The organism is Microbacterium sp. NPDC090225 (assembly GCF_044772365.1).
Taxonomy (GTDB): Bacteria; Actinomycetota; Actinomycetes; order Actinomycetales; family Microbacteriaceae; genus Microbacterium.
In genome coordinates this window covers 972,618-984,443 of the sequence record NZ_JBIVYS010000001.1, presented here as the reverse complement: position 1 = coordinate 984,443, position 11,826 = coordinate 972,618, and the positions used below count along the sequence as shown (strand labels likewise).

The following is an 11,826-nucleotide window of genomic DNA, read 5'->3' as shown; positions in this document are numbered from 1 at the left end:
GTCGGAGATCACGGGCACAATGGTGGGGTGACGCAGCCTGTGACGCTCAGCGGTCGGCCGATGATGCCGCCGCCCGGCGCGCCGTCCGAGGAGCGTCTCATCGCTCGCTTCCGCGGCCATGCGCGTCGGCTCTTCTGGTCGGCGCTCGCGCTGGTGGCGACCTTCGGCGCCACTGCCTACTTCTACGACAACCTCCCGGCGCCGTTCGAGAACTGGATGCTGCTCTCCGCCGCCGGCGGCGTGGTCCTGCTGCTCGTCGTGATTCCGTTCACGGTGTGGCTCGCACGTTCGACGACGGTGACGACCCGGCGGGTGATCGTCCACGGCGGTGTGGGCGCGCGCAACCGTCGCGAGATGTCGCACGCCCGCGGGTACACGATCGGCGTGCGCCGCGGACCGCTGCAGCGTATGTGGGGCGCGGGCACGATCACGCTCTCGAACGGTGTCGACGCCCCGCTGCGACTGGTCAACGTGCCGAACGTCACTCTCGTTCACGAGACGCTTGCGGATCAGATCGAGGTCAGTCAGATCCTCGCCCACCGTGACGCTCAGACCGGTACCGAGGGTTTCGCGCCCGCGTGACCGGCGCTCGTGCTGCCGCGCACCGCGGCTCTCGGGATGTCATCCGCATCGGCGGCGATGCGCGAGAATGGTCGAGACGAAAGGGAGACGGCACATGGCTTTGCGTGTGGGCGTGATCGGCGGCGGACAGCTGGCTCGGATGATGATCGCTCCGGCGGTCGAACTGGGCCTCGACCTCCGGGTCCTCGCCGAGGGCGAGGGCATGTCGGCCCAGCTCGCCGCGACCGCGGTCGGCGACTATCACGACCTCGAGACGGTTCGGGCCTTCGTCGCCGACGTCGACGTCGTCACCTTCGATCACGAGCACGTGCCGCAGGAGATCCTGCGCGCGCTCGTCGCCGACGGCGTGGCCGTGCACCCGGGCCCCGACGCCCTCCAATTCGCCCAGGACAAGCTGGTCATGCGCGCGCGCCTCGCGGATCTCGGAGTTCCCCAGCCCGATTGGGCGGCTGTCACCTCCGAGCAGGAGCTGCAGTCCTTCCTCGACGCCCACGACGGCCAGGGCGTCGTCAAGACGCCGCGCGGCGGGTACGACGGCAAGGGCGTGCGCGTCGTCCGTGCCGCGAGCGATGCCCGCGACTGGTTCGCGGCCGTGCCCGCGGGCGAAGCGCTGCTGGTCGAGGAGCTGGTGCCCTTCGTGCGCGAGCTCGCGCAGCAGGTGGCGCGTCGCCCGAGCGGTGAGATCGCGGCCTACCCCGTTGTCGAGACCGTGCAACGCGACGGCGTCTGCGCCGAGGTGATCGCGCCGGCGCCCGCGGCCGCCGAACGCCTCGTCGAGGTGGCCGAGAGCATCGGTGTGCGCATCGCCGAGGGACTCGGCGTCACCGGGATGCTCGCTGTCGAGCTGTTCGAGACCGACGACGAGCGCATCCTCGTCAACGAGCTGGCCATGCGCCCCCACAACAGCGGGCACTGGAGCCAGGACGGCGCGGTCACCGGCCAGTTCGAGCAGCACCTGCGAGCGGTGGCCGATCTTCCGCTCGGCAGCACGGCACCGCGTGCACCGTGGTCGGTCATGGTCAACATCCTCGGCGGTCCCGCCGAGGGCGGGCTCGGCGAGCGCTTCGCGAGCGCGATGGTCGCGCATCCCGAGGCGAAGATCCACACCTACGGCAAGGAGCCGCGTCCCGGGCGCAAGGTCGGGCACGTCAACGTCTCGTCGAGCGATCTCGACGACGCGGTGTACGTCGCGCGCGCCGCAGCCGCGCATTTCGACTGATTCCTCGCACGAGGCTGCCCGCCGGCCGCGTGCCGTGGGGGCAATCTCCAGCACCAGACCGTAGCCTGTTGTGGTGACCGAGCCACTGCACTCTTCCGCCGCGCCCCTGGTCGGCGTCGTCATGGGATCCGACTCCGATTGGCGCGTCATGAGCGACGCGTCCCAGGCGCTCACCGACTTCGGCATCGCGCACGAGGTCGAGGTGGTCTCGGCGCATCGCACGCCCGACAAGCTCATGAGCTATGCACGCGAGGCTCGTGGCCGCGGCATCCGAGTCATCATCGCCGGTGCCGGCGGTGCGGCGCATCTGCCGGGCATGCTCGCCTCGATGACGCCGCTGCCGGTCGTGGGCGTCCCCGTGCCGCTCGCCTACCTCGATGGAATGGACTCGCTGCTGTCGATCGTGCAGATGCCCGCGGGTATCCCCGTCGCCACCGTGTCGATCGGGGGAGCGCGCAACGCCGGTCTGCTGGCCGCACGGATCCTCGGGACTGCCGATGAGGCACTCGCCGATCGCATCGAGGAGTACGCCCGCGAGCTCGAGGCCCAGGTCGAGGCCAAGAACGAACGGTTGAAGGACTCCCTGTGACCCTCGCGCCGCCGCGGGCGGGCGGGCGGCCGCTGATCGAGACCCGACCGATGCGGCATCCGGACTCCGCCGACGCCGGGGCGATGACGAAGCGCGGCTGGTGGCTCGTCGCGCTGAACGTGCTGCTCCCCGGTTCCGCTCAAGTCGTCGCGGGCAATCGCAAACTGGGGCGCATCGGTCTGCGGGCCACCCTGCTCGCCTGGTTCCTGGTGATCGTCACGGCGGGTTTGGCACTTTTCGCTCGTCCCGTGCTGCTGTGGCTGACCGTGGGTGCGGGATGGTTCTCCGCACTCGTCCTCACGCTCGTGCAGATCCTCCTCGTCGTGTACGTGGTGCTCTGGGCAGTGCTCACCTTCGACGTGCTCCGCATGGTGCGATTGGTGAAGGTTCCGACGGCATCGCGGTTCGCGATCCCGGTCGTCGCGCTGATCCTGCTGGGTCTCGTCGGCGGGGGAGCGGCCTATGCCGCGACGGTCGTGGGGTCGACACGCAACACCATCAGTTCGATCTTCGGGCAGAGCGGGCCGAGCCTGCCGCCCGACGACGGCTACTACAACATCCTGCTGCTCGGAGCCGACAGCGGCGACGGCCGCGACTCCATGCGCTTCGACAGCATCTCGGTCGTCTCGGTCAATGCCGATACGGGAGCGGTGACGATCACCGGTATCCCGCGCGAGCTGCCGAACGCGCCGTTCAGCGAGGGTAGCCCGATGCTCGAGCTCTACCCGAACGGGTTCGAGGGGCACGGCTCGTCGACCTGCGGGTGGAACGGGTGGATGAACCACGTGCGCAACGCCGCAGAGGTGTGCCGCGACGACAACGGCACGGGTCTCTACCCGAACGCGCAGGCTCAGGGATCCGAGCCCGGTATCGAAGCGACGAAGGATGCTGCGGAGGGCGTGCTGGGGATCAAGATCCCCTACTACGTCTTCGTGGACATGCACGGTTTCGCCGATCTGGTCGACGCGCTCGGCGGCGTCGACATCACCGTGACGGAGCGCCTGCCGAAGGGCGGCCCGCCCGAGGGCTGGCACGGGACGGATGTGAACGAGTGGGCGATCGGCTGGATCGAGCCGGGCGCGCAGCACATGGATGGCGACACCGCCCAGTGGTACGCGCGCTCGCGATACACGACCAGCGACTGGGACCGCATGAAGCGGCAGCGCGAGCTGCAGGCGGCGATCCTCGCCCAGTTCACCCCGCAGACCGTCCTCACCCGCTTCAACGAGGTGGCAGCGGCCGGTACGGCACTCATCAGCACGGATCTGCCGCAGGACAAGCTTCCGGAGTTCTTCGATCTGATGATGAAGGCCAAAGAGCTGCCGGTGAACACCATCGAGCTCACGCCGGAACACGGTGTCGACGAGTTCCAGCCGGACTACGCCTACATCCACGAGATGATCCAGCAGGCGCTGCACCCGCCGACACCGACGCCGACACCCGCTCCCTGACGAGAGTGAACCAGGGCGGGAATCTCCGTCTCCGGGCATGAATGTGCCCACGGCCTCCTCGGGAGAGTGTGGAGGAGGCCGTGGGCTTCCGGCGTATCACCGGATTCGCCAGACGACGGTGATCGGAGGGGGAGGGATCACCGTCGTCCAGCCGACCGCCGCACGAGGCGACGATCAGACCTAGGCGCGCTTGCGGCGGGCCGCGCCGATGACCACGAGGCCACTGCCGACCGCGAGTGCCGCAGCACCGCCGCCGATCACCCAGGGCGAGATGCTTCCGCCGGTGAGCGCGAGTTCGATGGAGCCGTCACCCGTGAGCGGCAGTTCGGTGCCTGCAGTCGCGACGCTCGGGTCGTGGGCGCAGCTCGACGTGCCACTGACCGTGATGACGGCGGTGTACTGGCCGATGCCGGCGACTGATGCCGCACGAGCCGCCACGTTGGCGCCCGCGCCCGTGAACGTGATCGCATACGCACCCGAACCGCCGGACGGCGGGCGGAACGAGACCGTGAGGCTACCGTCGGCAGCGGCGGTATTACCCGAGATCTCGGCTTCTTCGGCGCGGAGGCCGGAGACGGAGACGCCGACGACCTCGGAGGGCTGGAACGATCCGGCCCCGAAGACGATGGTCGAGACGTCGCAGATGTCGATGATCGGATCGCTGACCGTCACACTCGGCTTGTCGGCATAGGAATCGGACGCTGCCGCAGAGGCGGCGGTCGGCGCGGCGAGAATGATGACGCCAGCGGCAAGGCTGATAGCAGCCAGTTTCTTCAGCATGATGTTTCCCCAGAATTTCACGCGGAATCGCACCCGGATACACCCCTGCATCCGACTGCGTGGACCCTCCCTGCCCCCACGGCAGGTTTTTAGAGCCCAGATATTCCCCAGTGAGATGAAGGTACCCCATCCCGGGGAGAAAGTCACGACGTGCAGCGCAGTTCTTCGCGTGTCGCCTTCGGTGCATCGATCGTGGGCGTCTGGATGACCGAGTCGATGCGCTCTCCGGCGCCCTCGCCCCGGAACTGCACGGTGATTGTGGTGGACTCGCCGGGGGTGAGCAGAACATCGTGCTGCACGACGGAACGCGTCCCGAGGAGCGTGGTCTGCACGGGTTCCTCGTCGCCGTCACGATCGGCGCGCGACAGCGTCGCTCCCTCCGGGCCGTAGATCGCGACGAGAGTGCGGGTGCTGCCCGGCGGCACGCCGAAGTTCCCGCCGCCCGTGACGTACGGGGGTAGAGAGGTCGCGGCATCCGCCGGCGCATCGTTCGTCCATGTCACGCTGACCTGCGTAGTCGGAGTGCCCGCGCAGCTGCCGATCGCGGTGGCGACCGTGGCATGCGCGTAGAAGTCCATCTTGCCGCCGGTGGTGTCGTTGATCAGCACGCCCACGTGCGTCCCGTCGTCCGTGTCGATCGGGAGCGTGCCTCCGACCGTCGATGCGGCGAGGACGCTCTGTTCGTCCTCGTGCGCGCTCCAGATACGGATCCGTCCCTCGTCCGCCGAGGTGGCGAGCGCGCCGAGCAGCGCTCGCGGATCGCCACCGGCGAGTGCCGCGCCGAAGAGGCCGGTGGCGGCCTGGGCGAACACCTGGTCCTGGACGACCGGATCCGGGATCGCCGCATAGATCTCCGAGAGCAGGATGCTCACCACGTTCTCCGAGTTCGCGGTGAACGGGCCGAAGGTCAGTTCGCCGATCGCCTCGACGAGATGCTTCGCGACGACTGTGTCGACCGCGATCACCCCGTCGACCGGGCCCCCGAACACGCCCTCCCAGCGGGCGGCGACGGCGGGACCCGCCTCGGCGAAGTCCGGGATGCTCGTCAGATTCTGCAGATAGCGGCCGGGGCCGTCTTCGAACAGGGCGACCGTGCTCTCGCTCAACGCGAGAGGGTCCGTCAGGGGAGGGAAGTCCAGAGTGGATGCCTGTCGCTCCAGGGAGATCCTGCCGTTCTCGGCCCGCAGCAGCGCGATCGAACCGATGATGCCGCCGGACGATCGAAGTTCGGCGTTGTTCTGCATCGCGAGGACGTAGGTTCGGGGACCTTCGCCGCCGAGCATCGTGGGCAACAGGATCGCGGCACCGTTCAGCGTGCCGACCACGGTCGCCGCCTCGGTGACGTTCGTGCGCACTTCTCGCACGGCATCCGCCAACGGAGGGAGTGTGGCATCGGCATCGATGCCCTCCGCTCGCACGAGCGCCTCATCCAGGACGCTCGAGGCCTCCGCGAGCGGCTCTCGGATCGTGGCGAACGGGGCGAGATCGATCGCTCCGCCGGAGAGCCCCAGACTCGCCAGATCGACCTCTGCGGCGACGTCGAGCAGAGGCGTGAGCGCGTCCGTCCCGACGCTGTCGGCGATGCTGGCGATGTCGCTCACCGCGCGGAAATTCGGGCCGATGAACGGCACGGCGGCGAAGCCCTGCCACACGAAGTCGGAGGTGAGGTCGTTCGCGGATGCCGCGTGCCGGGCGATGCTGCCGGAGACGTCTGCGGCTCTTTCGAGGTCGCCCTCGGCGATCGCCGCTTTCAGATCCGAGGACTGCTCGGCGATGCGCGTCAGGTTGTCGACCGCTCCGATCCCTCGCACCGTCACCCAGCCGAGGGCGAGGACGAGGAGCGTCAGGACGATGCCGACGGTCCACCCCACCCATCGGCGCCGTCGTGGAAGTCGCCCGTCGCTCACGTGAGCATTCAAGCATGAAGGCCGGGGTGCGGGCGAGGATGCTGAGGAAGCGCTGTCAGTAAGAGCGACGCGTCGGCCGTCCTCCGGGGTCGACGGGTGTTGCAGAGATACTCTGAACACATGGGTGCTCGACTGCGTGTGGTTCTGGATCAGCTGGTGCAGGTGGTCGACCCGGATCACGCCGCCGCTGCGCTCGACCTCACCCGAGGACTCGTCGCCACAGCGCCCTCGGGGTGCGATGTCGAAGCGATCGTCGCGGCAGGCAGCGAGGTGTCGATCCCCGGTGTCTCCGAGGTGCGTACACTCGGCCTGGCGCGCCGGGAACTGGCCGCATCGTGGCAACTGGGGATCGCTGCAGGCGCCAGCGGGGGACTGATCCATTCGCCGACGCTGATGGCGCCGCTCGTGCGGCACGACCGTACCCATGACAACGACCAGACGACGGTGACGCTCTGGGGTCTCGAGGCCTGGGAAGCTCCCGATGGTTTGTCCCGCGCCGCCGTCGCGTGGCAGAAGGCGATGCTGCGCCGCGCAGCGAAGCACGCCGACGCGGTCGTGGTGCCGACCCACACGATCGCGCAGCGGATCCAGGAGATCGCTCGTGTCGGGGATCGTGTGCGGGTGATCGCGGGCGCGGCACCCGAGGGATTCGTCACGCCGTCAGACGCTGCGGCGCGGCGCGATGTGCTCTCCCTACCGGAGCGCTACGTCGTCGTGCACGGCACCTGGGACTCGGTGTCCGAGGGGTTCCGTGGCGCGCTGGCGGCCGGGGCGCATGCGGTGGTGCTGGATGCGGCGGAGGGCACGGAGCCCCGGTACTCCGACATCGCGTCGTCGGCCGGACTGGCGGAATCGCGCGTGCACGTGCGAGGTGCTCTCGATGCGGACGACCGTGCCTCGGTGCTCGCCGGGGCCGCGGCCTACGTCGCGAGCAGCCCGGTCGCCGCTTGGCCCTGGCGTGCGGTGGAGGCTATGCGTCTCGGTGTACCGGTGGTGGGGGCCGACTCGGGAACGCACCGCGACGTCCTCGCCGACGGAGGCCTGCTCGTCGACGCGAGTGACCTGGCGGATGCGGTCGAGAGCGCGACCGGAGGCGAGGGCGCGCGACTCTCGGTACTCGGGGCAGACCGCTCGCGGGCGTTCTCCTGGGCGGGATCGGCCGAACGCGTATGGGGTCTGCACGCTGATCTGTGAGGGTGCGAAGGCGCCTGGGAGATGCCTTCGGATCGGACGGACACGCCGACACGCGGTAGCCGATATTCCGTAACAGTGGCATCATCACGTGACTTCCGTCACACTGGTCACATGTCTCGACGTGCCCCACGCTCGCGAAACAACCGGAAGATCACCCGTCTCCTCACTTGTTTCCTCGCTGTCACCGCTGTTGTCGCCGGAACCGTGCTCCCGGCCGGTGCGGCATCCGCGGCTTCCCCTGTCGCGGCCCCCGCGGCGACGACGGTCTCGAACGCCGTCTCACAGGTCGTGGGAGACCCGGCGGCATCCGGCATCGTGAAGTCCACCCTCGTGGGCTTCAACCCGGGAAACATCATCAGCGACGCCGTGTTCACCAACAAGGGCACGATGACCGAGGCGCAGATCCAGGCGTTCTTCAACAGCAAGGTCTCACGCTGCCTCGGCGGCACCGACGAGAACGGCAAACCGATCGTCTGCCTCAAGGACTTCAAGATCACGTCGGTGACGCGTCCGGCCGATCAGTACTGCAGCGGATATTCGGGAGCTGCGAACGAGTCGGCCGCGCGGATCATCTACCGCGTCTCTCAGGCGTGCAACATCAACCCGCAGGTTCTCATCGTCATGCTCCAGAAGGAGCAGGGGCTCATCACCCACACGTGGCCGAGCGCATGGCGGTACAACATCGCTCTGGGACAGGGCTGCCCCGACACCGCGCCCTGCGACCCGAATTACATCGGGTTCTTCCACCAGATCTACGGCGCCGCGCGTCAGATGCAGATCTACATGGAGGGGCGCTGGTTCCAGTGGTACGCCCCGGGCAAGACCTGGAACATCCTCTACAACCCGACAGCCAGCTGCGGCTCCTCTCCGGTGTACGTCGCGAACAAGGCGACGTCGGCGCTCTACTACTACACGCCCTACCAGCCCAACGCGGCCGCTCTCCGAGCGGGATACGGCAACGGCGACGGATGTTCCGCCTACGGCAACCGAAACTTCTACAACTACTTCACCGACTGGTTCGGTTCGACGCAGGGGATCAAGTACCCGGACGGGCCCATCGTCAACGTCGGTAAGGACATCTACGCGATCTCCAACGGCACGGCGTACCACGTCACCGCGGATGTCTGGCCGGAGTACAAGGCTGCCTACGGCAATCCGGCGGCTACGGTCAGCGCACATATCGCTTCGCTCGGTCAAGGCGGGGCTGCCTCACTGTTCCTCCGCGACGCCACGGCGGGCACCGTGTCCTACCTCAACGGCGGCAAGACCCATCGGTTCGCGAGTTGTGATCTCGTCGCGAAGTGGAAAGGCAACTGCGCATCGCTCACGACATTCGACTCAGATGACTTCCGCAGTCCGGGTGCCGGTGCCGAGATGACGACTCGTGCGAATGTGAAGGGCGATGGCCGTATCTTCGCACTCGAAGGTTCCGCCCTGGTGCCGTATCAGAACGTCGCGGCGATGACGGCGTGGGGACAGCAGACGCCCTCGGCGTTTGCGGCGACCATGCCAGCCGCTCACGCGGCGAAGTATCCGGCGGTGCCGACGCGGTTCGTCCCGGGGCAGCTCATCACGGTGGTCGGATCGGATCGGGTGTTCCTGCCCACCGCTGACGGCCAATTGATCTATCTGCCGAAGTTCGACAATGCTCGGAGCATGGGGCTGTCCACAGACGTCCTCAAAGCAGTGCCGACCGCGTCGATCGTCAATCATCCCGGGCGGTCGAACCTCGGTCGCTACGTCGTCTGCAACGGCGGTACGTACTTCACGGCGAACGGAGCCCTGTACAGAGTGCCCTCCTCGGGCGGGTTCACCGCTGTGACGCCGGACAGTCGTACGTGCGCTCTGCTGAAGATCGCCGACGACGTTCAGGGGCCGCTGTTCGTCAACGCCACGGGCGATTCCACCATCTACATCGCTGACGGAGGTTCGTTCCGCCACGTCGGCAATCCGGCCACCCTCACCGCACTGAACGGACCCGGCGCGACGCGAGTCGTCACCCTCGCTCCCGCCGACCTGGCGGGTCTGCCGAAGGGACAGGTGCTCAGGGCCGACATCGGCTTCGTGGTGACGCCTGCCGATGGCAAGGTCTATCTCGCGGATGCCGGACGACTGCTGTACCTCAACTCCTGGTCGGTGGCCGATGCGCTCGGACTACCTCGCGCGGCGGTCTCCATCTCCGACGCCGCCGGCGAGGCGATGCCCAAGAGCGGCACGGTGACGCCGGTCGTCAAGTGCAACGCGCAGTTGTACTCGGCGGCGGGCGGCACTTTGACGAAGATCACCGACGCGGGAGGTGTGACCGTGACAGAGCTCTCGGCCGCGAACTGCGCGACGCTGCGGCTTCGCTGACGAGCGCCCACGTCGATCTCATAGAGCGGACCCGGGTGCGCTGACGGCTTCCATCCAGCCTGACGGGCTACGATGAAAGACGGTATGCGTGCCGATCGAGGCGCGCGACGAGGAGGCGCGGTGGTAGTCAGGTGAGCACGGTCGACGCACGCTTGTATCAATCTCCGGGGCGTGGCCGTGGAGTGCTCGACATCTTCCGTCGTCGTTATCTCCTGCGCCTGCTCGTGCGCAAGGCGACGGCGACGCGGTACCGCAACTCGGTTCTGGGCTGGACGTGGTCGTACGTCAAGCCGTTGTCGCAGTTCGCGGTCTACTACTTCGTGATGGGGATCATCCTCAACATTCACCGGGACGTGGACAACTTCGCGATCTATCTGTTCTCGGGAATCGTCATCATCAACCTCTTCAACGAGGGGTTCAGCAACGCGACGAACTCCATCGTCGACAACGGGGCTCTGGTGAGGAAGATCTATCTCCCGAGAGAACTGTTCCCGGTCGCCGCGATCATCGTCGCGTTCGTCCATTTCCTGCCGCAAGTGGCGGTTCTGCTGGTGATCTGCCTCCTCCTGGGATGGACTCCGTCCCTGATCGGCCTCGCGGCGATCCTGGGCGCGGTCGCGATCGTCATGGTCTTCGCCATCGGCCTCGGGCTGTTCTTCGGCGGGATCAACGTCCGCTTCCGGGATGCGCAGAACGTGGTCGAGATCATCCGGATGTTCTCGACCTGGACCTCGCCGGTGCTCTACATGTGGACGCTGGTGATCGACAAGATGCCGCCCTGGTTGTTCCACATCTACATGTCGAACCCTCTCACGGTGGCCGCCGAGCTCTTCCACGTCGGTTTCTGGGCGCCGACGGCATCGTCGACGCCCGGGCTCCCGCCGCATTTCATGATCTACACGTTGGCGGCGTGCGTGGTCAGCCTGATCATGCTCGTCGTCGGACAGACCGTCTTCCGGCGCTTCGAGCGCAGCTTCGCCCAGGACCTGTGAGCACCATGCAAGATATGATCACCGTCGAGACCCTCACACCGCCCACGATCATCGTGGAGAGCGCTTCGAAGTTCTTCCTCCGTCGCAACTCGCACTCCTTCAAAGAGGCGTTCATCGGCTGGATCCAGCGCAAGAAGGTCGGGACCGATCACTTTCTCGCGCTCGATGACATCAGCTTCCAGGTGGGTGAGGGCGAGTCCGTCGCGATCCTGGGCATGAACGGCTCGGGAAAGTCCACCACGCTCAAGCTGGTGTCCGGTGTCCTCGAGCCGGATTCGGGGCGGGTGCTCACCCGCGGACGCGTCGCCGGCCTCATCGAGGTGGGTGCAGGATTCCACCCCGATCTCTCCGGGCGCGAGAACGTGTACCTGAACGCCGCGATCCTCGGGATGTCTCGCAAGGAGACCGATGAGAAGTTCGACGACATCGTCGCGTTCTCCGAGATCGGCGATTTCATCGATCAGGAGGTCAAGCACTACTCCTCCGGCATGTTCATGCGCCTGGCTTTCTCGGTGGCCATCCACGTGAAGCTCGACACGCTCCTCGTCGACGAGGTGCTGAGTGTCGGTGATGCGCCGTTCCGAGCCAAGTGCGCTCTCAAGATCAAGGAGCTCACCGCCCGCGGCGTGACGATGCTCGTCGTGAGCCACGACAGCAACATGGTGAAGCAGTTGTGCTCCCGCGGGATCGTGATCGCCAAGGGTAAGAAGGTCTTCGACGGACCGATCGAGGAGGCCGTCGATTTCTTGAAGGCCTGAGC

General features: G+C 67.2%; 10 protein-coding genes. 8 read left to right on the top strand and 2 right to left on the bottom strand.

Annotation, left to right across the window (positions count from 1 at the left end):
* The first annotated feature begins 27 nt into the window (after positions 1 to 27).
* The 4 genes from ACIQTT_RS04835 (at position 28) to ACIQTT_RS04820 (ending at position 3,841) form a co-directional block, all read left to right on the top strand.
* Positions 28 to 582 carry a PH domain-containing protein gene (locus ACIQTT_RS04835; RefSeq protein WP_402786767.1) on the top strand — a complete coding sequence of 185 codons (555 nt, stop codon included), beginning with the start codon at positions 28 to 30 and terminating at the stop codon, positions 580 to 582.
* A gap of 67 nt (positions 583 to 649) precedes the next feature.
* A complete protein-coding gene (locus tag ACIQTT_RS04830; protein WP_402786764.1) occupies positions 650 to 1,801 on the top strand; it encodes a 5-(carboxyamino)imidazole ribonucleotide synthase in 1,152 nt (383 codons plus the stop codon).
* Between the two features lie 121 nt (positions 1,802 to 1,922).
* The gene (gene purE / locus ACIQTT_RS04825; RefSeq protein WP_402791099.1) at positions 1,923 to 2,390 is read left to right on the top strand and encodes a 5-(carboxyamino)imidazole ribonucleotide mutase; all 468 of its coding nucleotides are present in this window, start codon (positions 1,923 to 1,925) and stop codon (positions 2,388 to 2,390) included.
* Positions 2,387 to 3,841, top strand: coding sequence for an LCP family protein (locus ACIQTT_RS04820; protein ID WP_402786761.1), 1,455 nt, complete (start codon positions 2,387 to 2,389; stop codon positions 3,839 to 3,841). The genes purE and ACIQTT_RS04820 overlap by 4 nt, the downstream gene beginning before the upstream one ends.
* 180 nt (positions 3,842 to 4,021) lie before the next feature.
* On the opposite strand, the gene ACIQTT_RS04815 is transcribed toward ACIQTT_RS04820, so the two are convergent.
* Both ACIQTT_RS04815 and ACIQTT_RS04810 read right to left on the bottom strand, forming a co-directional pair.
* Positions 4,022 to 4,621, bottom strand: a complete 600-nt coding sequence (locus ACIQTT_RS04815; protein ID WP_402786758.1) for a hypothetical protein — start codon at positions 4,619 to 4,621, stop codon at positions 4,022 to 4,024.
* A 143-nt stretch (positions 4,622 to 4,764) separates the two neighbouring features.
* Positions 4,765 to 6,528 (bottom strand): DUF4012 domain-containing protein, encoded by a 1,764-nt coding sequence (locus ACIQTT_RS04810; RefSeq protein ID WP_402786755.1) that lies wholly within the window; start codon positions 6,526 to 6,528, stop codon positions 4,765 to 4,767.
* A gap of 120 nt (positions 6,529 to 6,648) precedes the next feature.
* Between ACIQTT_RS04810 and ACIQTT_RS04805 the strand changes: the two genes are divergently transcribed.
* The 4 genes from ACIQTT_RS04805 to ACIQTT_RS04790 all read left to right on the top strand — a co-directional run bounded on the left by ACIQTT_RS04805 (position 6,649) and on the right by ACIQTT_RS04790 (position 11,824).
* Entirely contained in the window at positions 6,649 to 7,722 is a 1,074-nt protein-coding gene (locus tag ACIQTT_RS04805) for a glycosyltransferase (RefSeq protein ID WP_402786752.1), read from the top strand.
* Positions 7,723 to 7,833: 111 nt separating this feature from the next.
* Positions 7,834 to 10,074 (top strand): hypothetical protein, encoded by a 2,241-nt coding sequence (locus tag ACIQTT_RS04800; protein WP_402786750.1) that lies wholly within the window; start codon positions 7,834 to 7,836, stop codon positions 10,072 to 10,074.
* 131 nt (positions 10,075 to 10,205) lie between these two features.
* Positions 10,206 to 11,066: an ABC transporter permease gene (locus ACIQTT_RS04795; RefSeq protein WP_402786747.1), complete on the top strand. Its 861-nt coding sequence runs from the start codon at positions 10,206 to 10,208 to the stop codon at positions 11,064 to 11,066.
* A 14-nt stretch (positions 11,067 to 11,080) separates the two neighbouring features.
* A complete protein-coding gene (locus ACIQTT_RS04790; RefSeq protein ID WP_402786744.1) occupies positions 11,081 to 11,824 on the top strand; it encodes an ABC transporter ATP-binding protein in 744 nt (247 codons plus the stop codon).
* Positions 11,825 to 11,826: the final 2 nt, after the last annotated feature.